Source organism: Lachnospiraceae bacterium JLR.KK002, assembly GCA_036941025.1.
GTDB lineage: Bacteria > Bacillota > Clostridia > Lachnospirales > Lachnospiraceae > Petralouisia.
On the sequence record JAYMNP010000001.1, the window covers coordinates 67,699 to 83,414 of the forward strand.

Sequence of the window (15,716 nt, forward strand, 5' to 3'; positions counted from 1 at the left end):
AATGGTACTGATTTTCTGTGCGGACTGCCGGAAATGGCTGTCCTTTTACCGGGAGGCAGGGCTGGAACCCAGAAAGCCGGGGCCGGGGGATTTGCTTCTGGCAGTGGAGGATGCGGTGATTGCGGCTCAGAATGGGGTGACGGCAGCGGAAAGCCTTGGCATCGGCTCCTGCTATATTGGAGATGTGATGGAGTGCGCGGAAGAAATGAAGGAGCTTCTGTCCCTTCCGGCTTATGTGTATCCTGCCTGTATGCTTGTATTCGGGCGGCCTGTCAGCCAGCAGAAAGAACGGGAAAAGCCGGAGCGGTTTGCCCTTTCCGATATGGTCTGTGAAAATGCTTATCAGGATAAAGACAGTGAAAGTATCCGCGCTATGTTTTCCGGAAAAACGGGAAACCGGGACTATGAATCCTGGATGGAAGCATTCTGGAACCGGAAATATGAAAGTGAATTTTCTGTGGAAATGAATCGCTCCATGGAAGTGTATCTGAAAGATTTCCGGAAGGAATGATACGGGATAATCCGGGCTGATTCTGACAAAAACAGAAGATGCTTCCACCGGTTTCAGAATGATATCCGGAAATTTTTGCAATATTTTCGGAAAAGAATTATACTTTTTTCCAACGGGCTGCTGTGGTATGATGATACAAAAATCTGCCAGAGATGCAGAAATGGAAGGAAAGATCAGAATGGAAAAATATGTAATCTTTGATATTGACGGAACCTTGAATCAGACAGCTCCCTATGCGGTGGAAGCCTGTCAGACAGCCCTGGCAAACAGGGGAAAACAGGTGTCGGCTCAGGAAATCATTTCCTGTATCGGATTAAGTCCGGAACTGATTATCCGAAAATTTTTCGGAACATTGGGGAAGAAGAACTGAAATCCGAAGGCTTTCAACTGGCCATATGTTCAAATAATTTTCCGGAGCATATTGGGCATGTATTACAGGCAATTCAGGTTCGGGAGTATTTTGATGTGATAGCTTCACTGGAGATGGGCAGGAACAAGGCAGAGGTGTTAAAAAATCTGCTGGAAAAAATAAAACCGGTGCGTGCATGTCTGGCAGGAGAACGGAAATTTGACCTTCAGGCAGCGGAAGAAAATGGAATTCCTCTGATTGGCTGCGCATACGGATATGCGCCGGAAGAAATACAGCAGGCGGCTGTGGTGATTGCAAAACCGTCAGAGCTGCCGGCAGCAGTCAGACAGTTGCTGCAGGGAAAGGATTGCGGGATGAAATGAACAAAAGAATGGTATCCGTGATTTACAGACTGTGCCGGCTGAATATAAAAAGCGGCGTGGTTTCCGGCGGGGAAGATTTTGAGCAGGCCCTTCATTTAACAGAAGACAGGGATTTTTACGATTATAAGCTGTCCAGGGAAGAACGGGTGAGAATAGCGGCTTCTATTCTGGTCAGTTCTTCAGAGTATGTTACGCTTTCCTCCGCCAGATATCTGAAAAACAAATCAGTCCGGAAGGATGTGATTCAGATGGTGACCCGCCAGTTTATTGAGAAGATATCGGAAGATCTGGGCATAAACCTGAACGATGATTATGATTTTTTTGAAAATCTGTCCAATCATCTGGCGTCTGTGTTTCAGGAAAAAAACGTCAGTTATCCGGAAAATCCTGAAGGAGAATGGAAATGTGGCGGAAGCAGTCATTAAGAAAAGAAATATTCTGAAAGGATACGGGAACCGGGAGCTGTCAGATAAAGATCTGGAATATGTCAGTATCCATGTCTGCGCCGCACTGGAGCGTAGAAAAAACAAAAAAATCGCCTTTCATGTGATTGTGGCCTGCCATGCCGGAATCGGTACTTCCCGGCTTTTACTGGAAAAACTGAAAACCCATTTTAATTTCCAGATTGTGGATATTGTATCTTCCCATGAAGCTGGAAATCTGGAGCCTGGTAAGGCGGATTTTATTATCAGTACCGTTCCGCTGGAAGGTTGCCGGCTGGATTACGTGATTGTCTCACCGTTGCTGAATGATGAAGATTATATCTGTGTGGGAAATAAAATTGACGCTCTGCGAAGCAGCCGCCATCTTCCTGTCAGAATTGATGAAAGCGAGATAAAGGCAAAGGGAATGCTTGAGCGGATTTCACCCATTGTCCAGGAAGCAGTTCCGGAAGCAGCTCCTGCTTTGATGAAAAAAATCAGGAAAGCGGTAAGAGAGTATTTTCACCAGTCTGCGGAAGCAGATGCGGAAATCTTTGCCCCTTATCTGCACCATCTGCTGCCGCCCTCTCATATTCTGCTGGATGTGGACTGCAGAGACTGGAGAGAGGCAGTCCGCCAGTCCGGTCAGAAACTGCTGGAGCGGGCAGAATTTAAGGAAAAGCTGCACCGGTGCAGCACCCCGGAGGAAGCGGCCGGAGTTATTGAAGAATACGAATACGAAGTAATGGAATAAGGAGAGTCAGGACAGAATGGTTGAAAAGATTTCCATACGTGGGAAACCATTTCAACCGTTCTCTTTTTTTGCACAAAATCTGCAGGAATCCTGACTGTTTTTTTTGGTTCCATGGAATATCTGGAACCGGGGTGTCAGATTACAGAGGAAGAAGAAACAGGATTTCTGGCGGAATTTCCGGAAATGATAAAAGACAGTTCCGTTGTTACCATGTCGGGCAGCATGCCCCAGGGAATGTCCGGGGATATTTACCGTAACATGATTCTGCTGGCAAAAGAAGCCGGAAAACAGGTGATTCTGGATACCAGCGGAGAAGCGCTGAAGCCCCAAACTGGATGTGGAACATCTGAGTGAGATTCGGAAAGTGGTTGAGATTCCCCTGGTGCTTCACGGAACCTCCGGCGTGCCGGACGAGGCGGTAAAAGAATGTATCCGCAGAGGAATCTGCAAGGTGAATTACGCGACAGACTTAAGGATTGCGTTTACCAGAGGGGTAAATCAGGTGCTGGGTGAAAAGCCGGATACCATTGACCCCAAGAAATACAATGCTCAGGGCCGGGAAGAAGTGAAGAAATATGTGATGAGCAAGATGGAAGTGTGTGGAAGCGTGGGAAAAGCATAGGAGGCAAAGGATGAAAAAATTTTCTTATACAATCAAAGACGAACTGGGAATCCATGGAAGGCCGGGCAGTTTGCGCAGGATTTCCATGGGGGTTGGTATTGCCAAAGGAGGCCGAAAGAATATGATAAAAATATCAGGAAAAGCAGTTTACAAAGGAATTGTCCCTGGCCCTGTGGCTGTTTTGAAAAAAGAAGGACAGCAGGTGAAGCGAAAAAAGGTTACGGATGCAGACGCGGAAATTTTCCGTATGGGAAAAGCCGGACAGGAGGCACAGAAACAGCTTCGGCAACTCTGTGAAAAGGCTGTAAAAGAAGTGGGAGAAGCCAGCGCCGCTATATTTGAAGTACATCAGATGATGCTGGAAGATGTGATACGGAATGAACTGGTAAATGCAGAATACGCGGTGACCATGACAGGAGATAATTTTTCCGAAATGTTTGCCAGTATGGACGACGATTATATGAAGGCAAGGGCTGCGGACGTAAAGGACGTTTCCAACCGTCTGGTGCGGATTCTGTCCGGTCAGGAAGATGTGGATTTTGCAGATATGGAGCCTTCTGTTATTGTGGCGGATGATTTAAGCCCCAGTGAAACGGTACAGATGGATAAAAGCAAAATGCTTGCCCTGGTGACGGTTCATGGCTCTGCCAACTCCCATACGGCAATTCTTGCGAGGATGATGAATATTCCGGCCCTGATTGGAGTGAATCTGAATCTGGAGGAAGTGCATACGGGCATGAAAGCAGTTGTGGATGGATTTGGCGGAGAAATTATTCTGGAGCCGACGGAAGAAATCTGCGCCCAGGCAGAAAAAAGGATTCAGGAGGAGCTGCAGTTTCTGCAGACACTGAAGGGGAAGGAAAATATTACCAGGGACGGACATAAAATCAATATTTATGCCAATATCGGAAGTGTGGGCGATGTGGGATATGTACTGGAAAATAAAGCCCATGAGAATTCAACCGGAGAATCCGGCCCTTTGCTGAAAGCACGCTTTAAATAATCCGGCTGATGTGATATGATATGCACTGAAGAAGAACCCTGAAGGCATTCTTTCAGATAATCACACACAGACAATTGCGAAACTCAGTAATTATACTGATTTCATGTACAATTCAGAAATTTTGACAATTGAAGCGTTTTGCAATTGCCTGATAATCACACAGGGGGAAAGGAGAATCACCTCATGAAAAAATATGTAACGGGAGCTCTGGTTCTTGCATGGATGGTCATTATCTTTGCTTTTTCTGCCCAGGACGCAACAGAATCTTCTCAGACCAGCCAGTCCGTGTCTTACCGGATTGCAGAGCTTAAGAATCGTCTGCTGAGACAGGAAAAAACAGAAGAAGAACTTGTAAAACAGGCGGAAAGTATGCAGTTCGTCATTCGCAAAGGAGCCCATATGAGCGAGTATGCGCTGCTGGCCATTCTGCTGATACTCCATCTGGAATGCTATGATTTCAGCAACAGGAAAAAAATTCTGCTGGCGCTGGGGCTGGCGGTGTGCTATGCGGCTTCCGATGAATTTCATCAGATATTTGTACCGGGCCGGGCCGGCAGGTTTGCGGATGTGTGTATTGACAGCGCCGGCAGTCTGGCGGGGTTACTTTTTTATCTTACAGGAAATATCGTGTTACTGCGAAGTGCTAAAGAATATAGATTTCCTATGAGATAAAAACAATTATGCGCATTCGCATGAATAGAATAATGTCGCTGAAGCGACCATGCCCGGCGCGTCAAAGAGGAGAAAACAATGATTATATTGATAACAGGAGCCTCACACACGGGCAAGACCGCACTGGCTCAAAAACTGCCTGAAAAATATAAATACCCGTATTTATCCACAGACCATCTGAAAATGGGGCTTATCCGAAGCGGCTATACGGAACTTACCCCGGAAGATGATGATAAACTGTAACAGTTCAGACAAGCTGCCCTGTTACATGCAAAAATCCATTTAAAATTGCTTCGCAATGGGATTTTTGCTCTCCTGAATTATATTCTCACGCTCAGCGCAGCAGGTGCGCAGACCTGTCTGAACTGTTACGATAAACTTACAGATTATTTGTGGCCCATTGTTCGGGAAATGATTAAAACAGCCCTGGAGAACAGACTATTGCCTTGTATTGAGCGAACGCTATATAAGAAACCATTTTTCCAGTATAAAAAGATATGCGGATGTGGTAGAAACACGTCCGGACGATGCATGGTGTACGATGGAACATGTCCTGGAAGATAATAGAAAATTTTTAGAATCTGCTCAGAAGTATCATGTAAATTATGTGCTTATTGATGATAAGTATGAGATAAATATTGATTTATAAGGGTCCCTCCTCAAGGCAGGCGTGGGCCGGATAAAAACATCAGGGCCCCTCCTCATGTTAAAGTTTACATTTTTCTTACATTTTCCTGCATACTTTCTGCCGGATATCCGATATAATAGCAGCGGATATGATATAAGCCGAAGTGTGCCCGGACAGCGAAACGCTGGCGGCCAGGCACCGGTACGTATGGCAGACCAGGGAAGGACCGGATAAAAGATGATAAAAATACTCATTGTGGAAGATGACGCAAATATAGCAAAGCTGATGGAAGCAACGGTGGCAATCGGCGGATATGAGGGGATTGTGTGCGGCAACGGTGCGGAGGCTTTTGAGAAAATAGAGCGGGGCGGATACGACCTGATACTGCTGGATGTGATGCTTCCGGATATGAGCGGATTTGAAATTATACAGAAACGCACCAGTACGGATACTCCGGTGATTTTTATTACTGCCAGACAGGAGCTGACGGATAAGGTAAAAGGGCTGCGGCTGGGAGCGGAAGATTATATTGTGAAGCCCTTTGAAGCCATGGAGCTGCTGGCCAGAATTGAAGTGATTCTGCGCAGGGTAAAACGGACCGAGACCACATATTCCTACGGAGACATTTCCGTGAATGTGGAGGAACATACCTGCAAATGCGGCGGAGAGGAAGTTTGTCTGACGCCCAAGGAATTTGAAGTCCTTGTGTTTTTTATTCAGCATAAGGATGTGGCCATTTCCCGCGACCGCCTGCTGGCGGCAGTCTGGGGCTTTGAATATGAAGGAGAGACACGGACCATTGACATCCATATCCAGCAGCTCCGCAAGAAACTGAATCTGAGAGACAGGCTGGTGACCATTCCCAAGCTGGGATACCGGCTGGAAAGTGCAAAGGAGTGACGGGATGAAGCTGTGGCAGAAAGTTTTTCTGTATACTCTGATACTGGTTATGCTGGCGGTAAGCATGACCAGTATTTTGCTGTTGAAAAACAGTTTTTCTTATGCATTGAATCAGAAAAAGCAAAGCGTGTACAGCGAGCATGAATTTCTGGTAACCAGTTTCAAGAGCATGATGATTACGGAACGCCTGAAAGAAAACGCCATTGTGCTGGAAGAAAAGAAACTGAAAAAATTTATGGAGAGCACCTTTGGCAAAAATACCGAAGGCAGCGGCATTATGTTCTGCAATGCCCGGAATGAGAAAGTATATGCCAACCGGGACATGGAGCCGCCGGGAGAGCTGACGAAAGCCGTACAGAATACGGGGAAAAGCTATATGCAGGTAGAGGGAGACCGCCTCTATACGGCGTCTTCCGAGAGCATGGAAGGCAAGACTTACTATGTGGTTACGGAACACGATATTTCTGACGTTATGGAAATCCATGAAAATATGCTGTGGCAGATACAGGCCATCAGTATGGTGTGCGCCATGGTGATTGCTCTGATTCTGCTGGTTGTGGTGAAAATGCTGCTCCATCCTCTGAAAAAAATAAATGAGGGAACCAGAGCCATTGCCCAGGGAAGCTATCAGAAACGCATTCCTGAAAAAGGAAAAGACGAGCTTTCCGAGCTGGCCCGCAATATGAACTGTATGGCGGAAGCTGTGGAAACCAATGTGCGTGCGCTGGAACATGTGGCGGAGGACAGGAAACACTTTATTGACAATCTCTCCCATGAAATGAAAACGCCTCTCACTTCCATACTGGGATTTTCCGATTTGCTTCAGATAAAAAAAGATATTACCGAAGAAAACCGTATCGAATATGCCGGAATTATCAAAGCGGAAGCCACCCGTATGCGTACCCTTTCCGGAAAACTCATGGAGCTGATTACCGTGGGAGAGACCAATCTGGACATGCAGCAGGAGGACATGCAGCAGTTGTTTCAGGAAATCGGAACCTCTCTGAAAGTCATAACGGAACATCGGAAGATGGAGCTGGTGTGCGAATCAGAGCCGGGTACGCTGTGGGCAGACCGGGAGCTGATGAAATCCCTTCTTTATAACTTGGTGGACAATGCGGTGAAGGCCTCCGGAGAAGGAGGCCGCATCCAGGTAACGGGCCGCTTTGAGGGAGAACAGTTCCTGATTCAGGTGTCGGACCAGGGAGTGGGAATACCACAGGAAGAAATTGAAAAGATTACCCAGGCATTTTATATGGTAGATAAGGTGCGGGGACGGGCCAATGGCGGCGCAGGCCTGGGACTGGCCCTCTGTCAGGAAATTGTATCCCTTCATCAGGGGACCATGAAATTTAAGAGCTGTCCGGGGGAAGGGACGCAGGTACTGATTTCCATGAAAGGGGGCCGGGAACATGGCTAAAATAAAATCCATGGCGCTGACCCTTCTGTGTGCGGGAATTGTCCTGGGAGTCGGTTACCTCGTAATTGTAGAAAGCGGAAAAAAGGTGCTGGAAAAAGAACGGATTCTGGAAGAAGCGGAATATGAGAGTACCAGTTCCAATATTTTTTATGGAAAGATTGAAGAAGATATTGAGCTGTTTCCCTGGAATTACTACCCGGAGGATGAGACTGCGGCGGGGAATCACTACCTGGAAGGAGAGGATTCTGCAGGGATTCATCCGGATTTTTACCGGATACTTCTGGATTATGGAGAAAGTCCGGAAGAGACCAGGGAGAGGGCTGACTGGTATCTGTATCAGATGATAGCCTGTGAGAGCCATGTGCGGACGGAGGATGTATGGAAGGTTTATCAGAAAAATCAGAAAAAAATCGTAGACAGTCTGATTATGACTGAAAATTCTCCCATGGGCTCCGTTTATTTTTACCGGGATACGCTGGAACTGAACCAGAGGCAGTATCAGGTACGGATTGCCTGCAGCGAGTGGAATATCGTAAGTTTTATCTGTCAGGAATCCAGGGAAGAAGAACGGGACAGGGAACAGTGGGAGAAGGGAAAAGACAGGCTGGTAAAAACACTGGAAGAATCCGAAAAGGAGCTGGCGGCGTATTTTGATTATATGGTGCTGCTGAGCAATCAGGATTTTTTTTCCATGTACAGTAAAAATGGAGATTATGTCAATGGACATATGGAGGGGCTTCGCTGGCTGAATAATATTCTGGAGCAGAAAACAGGAACAGATCATATGCCCGGGGAACTGAAAGATCTGACGGAAGCCTGGGGATTTTATGATAGTCCGGAGCTGTATGATGAAAATAAGGCAAAAGATGCGGAATACGAAGTGGAGAAAACCGGGGCTGTGTCGTCGACGGATGCACCGGAAGAGACGGAAGGTTATTCCTATCAGATTGTAGAATTAAAGGATATGATACTGCTGCTGATGCAGGGAGAATATACCATCGGTATTTATTATGACCCGGTGAGACAGGATTTCTGCGGTTACAATTATTTTTATGAATATTAAATTTTTCGAAAGCCTTTGAAAAAGCAGTTGTGCTATTGAACTCCCTGGCTTATAATAAAGTCATGTTTCGGATGATAAAGTTCGAAAAGAAAAAGGAGATTTCAGGATGAAGGATAAATTTGATGATACAGATTTCCGGGAAGTAGTTTCGGATTCCGGAGAAACAGAGGAATATACAAAGCTGGAACCTGCGGACAGCGGTGATGTGAAAGAGGGGGCTTCCGAAACGGACAGTTCGGACAGCGCTTCCGAAACAGGCAGTCCGGACAGTGTTTCCGAAACAGGCAGTCCGGACAGCGAATACGAAGATATCTGCTATATCTGCCACCGGCCGGAGAGCAAGGCCGGGAAAATGATTAAGATACCGAATGAAATCTGTATCTGTGCGGACTGTATGCAGAAAACCTTTGACAGCATGAATCATGGCGGATTTCCGCTGGGAGATATGAGCAGCTTTGGCAACATGCCCAATATCAGTATGATTAATCTGTCGGATTTGCAGAATATGGGTATGAACATGATGCCCAGGAGCCAGAAACTGAAAAAGAAGAAGAAAAAAGAAGAAAAGAAGGAAAAGCCGGTGCTGGATATCAAATCCATTCCGGCGCCTCACCGGATTAAGGCCAGTCTCGATGAATATGTGGTGGGACAGGAACATGCCAAGAAGGTCATGTCCGTGGCAGTTTACAATCATTATAAACGTGTGGGCTGCGACAATCTGGACGGTGTGGAGATTGAGAAATCCAATATGCTTATGGTGGGCCCCACGGGAAGCGGCAAGACCTATATGGTAAAAACCCTGGCGAAGCTGCTGGATGTGCCTCTTGCCATCGCCGACGCCACTTCCCTCACAGAGGCCGGGTATATCGGAGACGACATTGAAAGTGTTGTGTCCAAGCTGCTGGCTGCTGCGGATAATGATGTGGAGAAAGCGGAGCATGGAATTATTTTTATCGACGAGATAGACAAGATTGCCAAGAAAAAGAATACCCACCAGCGGGATGTGAGCGGAGAGAGCGTACAGCAGGGAATGCTCAAACTGCTGGAGGGGGCTGAGATTGAGGTGCCGGTGGGAGCCAACAGTAAGAATGCCATGGTGCCTCTGGCCACGGTAAATACCAAAAATATCCTGTTTATCTGCGGCGGTGCATTTCCGGATCTGGAGGATATTATTAAGGAACGCCTGAACAAACAGTCTGCCATGGGATTCCATGCGGATTTGAAGGACAAATATGATAAGGAAGAGAATCTTCTGCATCGGGTAGAAGTGGAGGATATCCGCAAATACGGGATGATACCGGAGTTTCTGGGACGTCTTCCGATTATTTTTGCGCTGGATGCTCTGACCGAAGATATGCTGGTGCGGATTCTGACAGAGCCGAAGAATGCCATTGTCAAACAGTATCAGAAGCTGCTGGCCATGGACGAGGTGAAGCTGGAATTTGAAGAAGAGGCTTTGCGCTCCATTGCCGGAAAAGCCAGAAAGAAAGATGTGGGCGCGCGGGCGCTCCGGGCCATTATCGAGGAATTTATGCTGGATATCATGTATGAGATTCCCAAGGATGACAACATCGGAGTGGTAACCATTACCAGAGATTATGTGGAAAATACAGGAGGTCCGGTGATCAGTATGCGGGGATGCCTGAATATTCCGGAAAAACGTCACATACATATGTAAAAAAAGAAAAGAGCAGCATATGGACTGTGAAGAAGCGGTATACTCAAATGATTACTACGATTTTATAATGGAATATGAGCTGCGGATGAGGGGAATGCCTGCCGGGGAATGCATACAGAGAATCACGGATGCCTACGATGCGGCCTATATTCCGAGGAATACAAATCCCCCGCTGAATATTCAGAATTATGATTATACCTCGATTCCAAAATGCTATACCCTTATGGACGAGAGCGCTCTGGAGGCCAGCGGAATTTTAAGAATTCAGAATCAGCCGACCCTGTCCTTAAAGGGACAGGGTGTTTTAATTGGATTTCTGGATACGGGCATTGATTATGAAAATCCCGTGTTCCGCAACAGCGACGGAAGTACCAGGATTGCGGCGGTCTGGGATCAGACAGACCGGAGCGGAACCAGGCCGGAAGGGTTCCTGTATGGCAGCGAATATCAGGATAATCAGATTAACGAGGCATTGCAGGCGGCAAATCCCAGAGAAGTGGTGCCCATGACGGACCCGGAAGGCCATGGGACTTTTCTGGCCAGTATCGCGGCGGGCAGCCCGGTGCCGGAGGAGGAATTTACCGGGGCGGCGCCTTATGCCAGAATTGTGATGGTAAAGTTAAAGCCCGCCAAAGAATACCTGCGGGAATTCTATTTTATCCCGGAAGACGCACAGGCCTTTCAGGAAAATGATATTATGGCGGGAATCGCCTATCTGGACCAGCTTGCAGCGAAGCGCCATATGCCACTGGTTATCTGTTTTGGTCTGGGAACCAATATGGGAAGCCATACGGGGGCAAGTCCCCTGTCCTCCGTTTTGAATCACGTTTCACTGCGCAATGGCCGGATGGCTGTAACTGCCACGGGAAATGAAGGAAATGAGCGTCACCACTATCTGGGAGAGATGGAGAACGGGCAGATGTACCAGAATGTGGAAATCAGCGTGGGAGAAGGCGTGGACGGCTTTGTGGCGGAGCTGTGGGCGCGGGCTCCCCAGCGGTTTGTTGTGGAGATTATTTCTCCTACCGGAGAACGGATGCCCAGCGAGTATATTCTGTCCGGCGGCAGGGAGTATGATTTTCTGTTTGAGAATACCAGTGTGACGGTAGATTACAGGATTACCGGAATTCTGGACGGAGCCCAGATTATTTATATGCGTTTTGCACATCCTTCCCAGGGGCTGTGGAATATACGGGTACTGCCGGAGGTGGAGATGGCCAGCATATTTCATATGTGGCTGCCCATGCGGGAACTTCTGTCAGGGGATGTATTTTTTGTCCGTTCCAATCCGGATACGACTCTGACGGTTTCGGCCACAACCATTGTGCCCATCAGCGTGGGGGCTTACGACGCCAGAGATAACAGTATTTACCTGAAGTCCGGCCGGGGATTTACTTCGAATGGATGGGTGAAACCGGATTTTGTGGCTCCGGGTGTGGGAGTCCTTGGAGCGGGGCTGCGCAATCAGTTTGTCACCAGGGACGGAACCAGTGTGGCGGCTGCCATTACGTCGGGAGCTGTGGCGTTAATGCTGGAATGGGGGATTGTGCGCGGAAATTATAGTACAATTACCAGTCTGGAAATGAAAAATGTGCTGATTCGGGGAGCTACCAGAGACAGCAAACGTACTTATCCGGACCAGGCATTTGGCTGGGGATTGCTGAATCTCTATCAGGCGTTTGAGGATTTTCGTATTCGTTAAAGAAGAACAGAGATGTGTCATAATTAAAAGCCGGGTGCTGTAAAGAGGGTTTTGCAGCACCCGGTTTTTTATTCTATAGGAAAGGCCTTGTCACGCTAATGCGTGAAAGTGCCTTCCTATAGAATAAAAACTAAGATGCGCAGCTCGCGGAGAGGAAATCTATTGCCAGACAATCCGCTCGCGCGCGAAGAATGCACAAGCGCATTCTTTTTTATCTTACAGGAAATATCCATGTTGCTATGAAGTGTTAAAACATATGGTTTCCTGTCAGTCCACTTCCACCTTGTCAGATTCCTGGAAAGGCGCCAGAGTGGAAATCATTTTTACCGTTTTGTCGTAACGGTTGATGACATAATGCACTTCTTTCGGCTCAATATGCATCATCTGGCCCTGACTCAGAGTATGGGTGGCGCCATCCACTTCGATATCAATTTTGCCCTCCAGAATATAGAAATTTTCTTCCATAATGTTATGGTAATGGGCTTTGAAATCCTGGCCGGGCTGGAACTGTACCACTGCAAAGTTGGAACGGGGGCCTTTCATCAGATATTTCGGGCCGCTGTCTCCGAAACGGTATTCTCTGTCTTTTTCATCAATAATAAACATATTTTTTCCTCCTTATGATATATATATGCTGCGGTGCTTTCCGGTTTCAGACGCCGGGGGCGGACCACATGTTTCTGGTAAGGTTCTGATCTGCAAGGTCAAGCTGCGCCTGATAAACCTTACGCCAGTCTTTGTAAAGCTCTGCGTAAACTCCGGCATTTTCCGGATCAGGCTGATAAGTCTTTTCGATTTTAACCACTTTATGTACGGTTTCCTCAATATCTGTGTAGATACCAACGCCTTTTCCTGCAAGGATGGCAGCGCCCAGTGCTGTTGCCTCTTTTACTTTGGGCACATGTACCGGGATATTCAGTACGTCGGAGACAATCTGACACCAGAGAGGACTTTTGGAAGCTCCGGAAGCAAAGATAATCTCTTTGGGATATTCCCCTGTCACAGAAGCTACAAGTTCCACGTTTCCTCTGGTCACCAGCGCCGAGTTCTCCATAATGGCCCGGTAGAATGTATAACGGTTGAATTTATCCGGATCCAGTGCAAAATTGGTGAAAGTGGGGGCCGCATGTTTCCAGGAAATATAGTTCATCACGTCTGAGAAAGCGCAGAACATGCCGTAACAGCCCGCAGGAATCTTTGCCGCTTCCTCATTCATCAAATCGTAGGTATCTCTGCCTGTTTCTTCTGCCAGCTTTTTCTCCGGCTGGCAGAAGGAATCCCGGTACCAGCGCATAATCAGGCCGGGATAGAAGGCCAGCGCTTCATACTGCCAGAGATTGGGAAGGGCATGACAGTTGACGCGTACCCGGCACTTTTCGTCTGTTTTGGCCACGGAAGTGTTGTATTCAAACTGCCAGAAACTGCCTCCGAATACAGCGCCCTGGCCCGGAGCTACCAGTCCCACGCCGATACATCCAAGCTGTGCGTCGCCGCCGCCTGCCACTACCGGAGTGCCCGGTGCAAGTCCGGTCAGTGCAGCGGCCTCTTCGCTGACAGAACCCACTACGGTACCGCTTTCGTATACCTGCGGGAAAATGTCTGTTTTCAGTCCGCATTTTTCCATAATAGATGTGTCCCAGTCTCTGGTTGCCAGGTCAAAAATGCCTGTGGTGGAGCCATTGCTGGGTTCAATGGACATAACGCCCGTAAGTTTCAGAATCAGCCAGTCATTGAACATACCCACATAAGCAGTTTTTTCATAGATTTCAGGCATTTTGTTTTTGACCCAGAGAATGCGGGGCAGAGCGCCCAGTGCATAAGTCTGGCCGGATACCCGGTAGATTTCCTTTTCCAGCTCCGGTGATTTCTGAATCAGTTCCACCACTTCGTCGTCGGAGCGGGCGTCCACGTTGGCGCAGGCCCAGAGCTCATTGTAATCTTTGTCGTAGAGCAGAATACCCTCCCGCATACAAGTGGTGGAAATTGCGGCGATTTCTCCGGGGTCTGCTCCGGTTTCTGCCAGAACATTCTGAATACAGCCTCTTGCCAGTTCCCAGTTATGTACCCAGTCAAAGTCCATGGAGCCGGGGAAACGGGGGTCTTCCCTGTGTTCCCATTCCTGCTGGGAAACACCCAGCTGATTTCCGTCCAAATCAAAAAGTACGGCACGGACGCTGCCGGTTCCGGCATCTAATGCCATTAAATATTTTCCCATGGTAATACCTCCTGTAAATTTAATTCTCCCCAGGCAGTATGTTGAGGTTCATGATTCTGCCGCCTGGCGGGGTGTTGTTTCTCATTTCCTCAATGGTTCTGCCGGGGCGTCTGTCCCTGACACAGCAGTGCCGCAGTGCTTTCATCCGTAATCAGAATATCCAGATAGCCGCCCTTTAAGGCTGCGGTGATGGCTGCCACTTTATGTTTTCCGGCAGATACGCCGATGACATTCTCCAGCCGGTTCAGAGTGCTCAGAGGTACGCTTACCAGCCGGGAGTCAATATCTGTGTCCACCAGGCAGCCGTTTTTGTCAATGAAATGGCAGATCAGATCTCCCACAGCTCCCTTCATATCCAGAAGGAGAAAATCATTGTGGCTTAATATGGAAGATTTTAATATGGTTGCCCTCTGGTCCATGGCGCCGATTCCCACGATAGTCATGCTGGCCAGGTTTATCATATTGGTAACTTCCTTTACGGAACTTTCCTCCCGCATGGCCTGCGCCATTTCTCTGGAAGACATAATCAGAGGGGCCGGAATCAGGTACAGCTTCGCATTGAAAATATTGGTCTCGGAATTGGGCAGGTAATATCCAACGCCTCCGGTCAGGGAAACAAAGGAAGCAGACATTTCCAGATTCCGCGCCAGATATTCAATGGTTCTGGAAGATGTGTCCCCGTATCCGAAATTGATGTAACAGTTATCAGACACATGGTTGGCAATATAAATAGAAGCTGCCTTTGCGATGGTGTCGTTGACTGCGGAATCATCCGGGTTGGTGGGCACGATATAACAGTCCTTCAGATGGTATGTTTCCATCAGTCTGGTTTCCAGTTCATGGCGCCGGTCCAGGGCGGAGGAAATCCGGAACTGGACAATTCCGGTCTGGCGCGCTTTCTCCAGCAGACGGATGACCCGCATTCGGGAAATACCCATCTGGTCGGCAATGGCCTGCTGGGTCATATTTTCCATATAGTAATACCAAGCTGTCTTCATCATTAAATTTTCTTCAAAATCTGTGATAGCATCGTACATAATCATCTGTTTCCTTTATTAAAATAGTATATGGGCCTGAAAAGTATCAGGCATAACAAATGTTTAAGTATAAATCAAATGTATCATGAAAACAGTATAACAACAGGAACGGGAAAAGTCAACGTGTATATGAAAAATAATCGTATATAATTTACGGTTTATGGGATTTGTGATAGAAGAAAAGAAAAAACCAGGAAAATCTATTGGAAAAAATACACAATAATTTCGGAATAAAAAGAAGAAAATTGGGGAAAAGGTGTTTTAGGTATTGACAAATAATGAAATTGCACTTATGATTATTCTATAAAACATTATAAAACAAAATATTACAGAGCAAACATATGTTGATTTTGAATG

General features: G+C 47.3%; 16 protein-coding genes and 3 pseudogenes. 16 read left to right on the forward strand and 3 right to left on the reverse strand.

The window, feature by feature from the left end; all coding sequences use genetic code 11:
• The first annotated feature begins 1 nt into the window (after position 1).
• From VSQ32_00335 to VSQ32_00410, 16 genes and pseudogenes are all read left to right on the forward strand, one after another.
• Entirely contained in the window at positions 2 to 511 is a 510-nt protein-coding gene (locus tag VSQ32_00335) for a nitroreductase family protein (protein ID MEH2941342.1), read from the forward strand.
• A gap of 178 nt (positions 512 to 689) precedes the next feature.
• Positions 690 to 881 carry an HAD hydrolase-like protein gene (locus VSQ32_00340; protein MEH2941343.1) on the forward strand — a complete coding sequence of 64 codons (192 nt, stop codon included), beginning with the start codon at positions 690 to 692 and terminating at the stop codon, positions 879 to 881.
• A gap of 50 nt (positions 882 to 931) precedes the next feature.
• Positions 932 to 1,243 carry a hypothetical protein gene (locus tag VSQ32_00345; protein MEH2941344.1) on the forward strand — a complete coding sequence of 104 codons (312 nt, stop codon included), beginning with the start codon at positions 932 to 934 and terminating at the stop codon, positions 1,241 to 1,243.
• Positions 1,240 to 1,668 (forward strand): hypothetical protein, encoded by a 429-nt coding sequence (locus tag VSQ32_00350; GenBank protein ID MEH2941345.1) that lies wholly within the window; start codon positions 1,240 to 1,242, stop codon positions 1,666 to 1,668. Before VSQ32_00345 ends, VSQ32_00350 begins: the two co-directional genes overlap by 4 nt.
• On the forward strand, positions 1,649 to 2,419 hold the full coding sequence (locus tag VSQ32_00355) for a hypothetical protein (GenBank protein MEH2941346.1): 771 nt from the start codon (positions 1,649 to 1,651) through the stop codon (positions 2,417 to 2,419). The genes VSQ32_00350 and VSQ32_00355 overlap by 20 nt, the downstream gene beginning before the upstream one ends.
• Before the next feature lie 111 nt (positions 2,420 to 2,530).
• Positions 2,531 to 2,773 (forward strand): hypothetical protein, encoded by a 243-nt coding sequence (locus tag VSQ32_00360; protein MEH2941347.1) that lies wholly within the window; start codon positions 2,531 to 2,533, stop codon positions 2,771 to 2,773.
• Positions 2,745 to 3,041, forward strand: a pseudogene (locus VSQ32_00365) (class II fructose-bisphosphate aldolase). The gene VSQ32_00360 and the pseudogene VSQ32_00365 overlap by 29 nt, the downstream one beginning before the upstream one ends.
• Positions 3,042 to 3,162: 121 nt before the next feature.
• A pseudogene (locus tag VSQ32_00370) lies at positions 3,163 to 3,990 on the forward strand (phosphoenolpyruvate-utilizing N-terminal domain-containing protein).
• A 237-nt stretch (positions 3,991 to 4,227) separates the two neighbouring features.
• Positions 4,228 to 4,716 carry a VanZ family protein gene (locus VSQ32_00375; GenBank protein MEH2941348.1) on the forward strand — a complete coding sequence of 163 codons (489 nt, stop codon included), beginning with the start codon at positions 4,228 to 4,230 and terminating at the stop codon, positions 4,714 to 4,716.
• A 78-nt stretch (positions 4,717 to 4,794) separates the two neighbouring features.
• Positions 4,795 to 4,956 (forward strand): annotated as a pseudogene (locus tag VSQ32_00380) (adenylate kinase).
• 265 nt (positions 4,957 to 5,221) lie between these two features.
• A complete protein-coding gene (locus VSQ32_00385; GenBank protein MEH2941349.1) occupies positions 5,222 to 5,365 on the forward strand; it encodes a hypothetical protein in 144 nt (47 codons plus the stop codon).
• A 216-nt stretch (positions 5,366 to 5,581) separates the two neighbouring features.
• On the forward strand, positions 5,582 to 6,244 hold the full coding sequence (locus VSQ32_00390; protein MEH2941350.1) for a response regulator transcription factor: 663 nt from the start codon (positions 5,582 to 5,584) through the stop codon (positions 6,242 to 6,244).
• A gap of 4 nt (positions 6,245 to 6,248) precedes the next feature.
• Positions 6,249 to 7,664 carry a HAMP domain-containing sensor histidine kinase gene (locus VSQ32_00395; GenBank protein MEH2941351.1) on the forward strand — a complete coding sequence of 472 codons (1,416 nt, stop codon included), beginning with the start codon at positions 6,249 to 6,251 and terminating at the stop codon, positions 7,662 to 7,664.
• Positions 7,657 to 8,727 (forward strand): hypothetical protein, encoded by a 1,071-nt coding sequence (locus VSQ32_00400; GenBank protein ID MEH2941352.1) that lies wholly within the window; start codon positions 7,657 to 7,659, stop codon positions 8,725 to 8,727. The genes VSQ32_00395 and VSQ32_00400 overlap by 8 nt, the downstream gene beginning before the upstream one ends.
• Positions 8,728 to 8,833: 106 nt before the next feature.
• Positions 8,834 to 10,405 (forward strand): ATP-dependent Clp protease ATP-binding subunit ClpX, encoded by a 1,572-nt coding sequence (clpX, locus tag VSQ32_00405; GenBank protein ID MEH2941353.1) that lies wholly within the window; start codon positions 8,834 to 8,836, stop codon positions 10,403 to 10,405.
• A 19-nt stretch (positions 10,406 to 10,424) separates the two neighbouring features.
• Positions 10,425 to 12,107, forward strand: coding sequence for a S8 family peptidase (locus VSQ32_00410; protein ID MEH2941354.1), 1,683 nt, complete (start codon positions 10,425 to 10,427; stop codon positions 12,105 to 12,107).
• 267 nt (positions 12,108 to 12,374) lie between these two features.
• On the opposite strand, the gene VSQ32_00415 is transcribed toward VSQ32_00410, so the two are convergent.
• From VSQ32_00415 to VSQ32_00425, 3 genes are all read right to left on the reverse strand, one after another.
• Entirely contained in the window at positions 12,375 to 12,713 is a 339-nt protein-coding gene (locus tag VSQ32_00415) for a cupin domain-containing protein (GenBank protein ID MEH2941355.1), read from the reverse strand.
• A gap of 46 nt (positions 12,714 to 12,759) precedes the next feature.
• A complete protein-coding gene (gene lsrK / locus VSQ32_00420) occupies positions 12,760 to 14,322 on the reverse strand; it encodes an autoinducer-2 kinase (protein MEH2941356.1) in 1,563 nt (520 codons plus the stop codon).
• Between the two features lie 89 nt (positions 14,323 to 14,411).
• Positions 14,412 to 15,359 carry a sugar-binding transcriptional regulator gene (locus VSQ32_00425; protein ID MEH2941357.1) on the reverse strand — a complete coding sequence of 316 codons (948 nt, stop codon included), beginning with the start codon at positions 15,357 to 15,359 and terminating at the stop codon, positions 14,412 to 14,414.
• Between the last annotated feature and the right edge of the window lie 357 nt (positions 15,360 to 15,716).

Coding starts and splice junctions, on each gene's coding strand:
- VSQ32_00335 (MEH2941342.1), top strand. CDS start 2: ATGGTACTGATTTTCTGTGCGGACTGCCGGAAATGGCTGTCCTTTTAC.
- VSQ32_00340 (MEH2941343.1), top strand. CDS start 690: ATGGAAAAATATGTAATCTTTGATATTGACGGAACCTTGAATCAGACA.
- VSQ32_00350 (MEH2941345.1), top strand. CDS start 1,240: ATGAACAAAAGAATGGTATCCGTGATTTACAGACTGTGCCGGCTGAAT.
- VSQ32_00360 (MEH2941347.1), top strand. CDS start 2,531: ATGGAATATCTGGAACCGGGGTGTCAGATTACAGAGGAAGAAGAAACA.
- VSQ32_00375 (MEH2941348.1), top strand. CDS start 4,228: ATGAAAAAATATGTAACGGGAGCTCTGGTTCTTGCATGGATGGTCATT.
- VSQ32_00390 (MEH2941350.1), top strand. CDS start 5,582: ATGATAAAAATACTCATTGTGGAAGATGACGCAAATATAGCAAAGCTG.
- VSQ32_00395 (MEH2941351.1), top strand. CDS start 6,249: ATGAAGCTGTGGCAGAAAGTTTTTCTGTATACTCTGATACTGGTTATG.
- VSQ32_00400 (MEH2941352.1), top strand. CDS start 7,657: ATGGCTAAAATAAAATCCATGGCGCTGACCCTTCTGTGTGCGGGAATT.
- clpX (MEH2941353.1), top strand. CDS start 8,834: ATGAAGGATAAATTTGATGATACAGATTTCCGGGAAGTAGTTTCGGAT.
- VSQ32_00410 (MEH2941354.1), top strand. CDS start 10,425: ATGGACTGTGAAGAAGCGGTATACTCAAATGATTACTACGATTTTATA.
- VSQ32_00415 (MEH2941355.1), bottom strand. CDS start 12,713: ATGTTTATTATTGATGAAAAAGACAGAGAATACCGTTTCGGAGACAGC.
- lsrK (MEH2941356.1), bottom strand. CDS start 14,322: ATGGGAAAATATTTAATGGCATTAGATGCCGGAACCGGCAGCGTCCGT.
- VSQ32_00425 (MEH2941357.1), bottom strand. CDS start 15,359: ATGTACGATGCTATCACAGATTTTGAAGAAAATTTAATGATGAAGACA.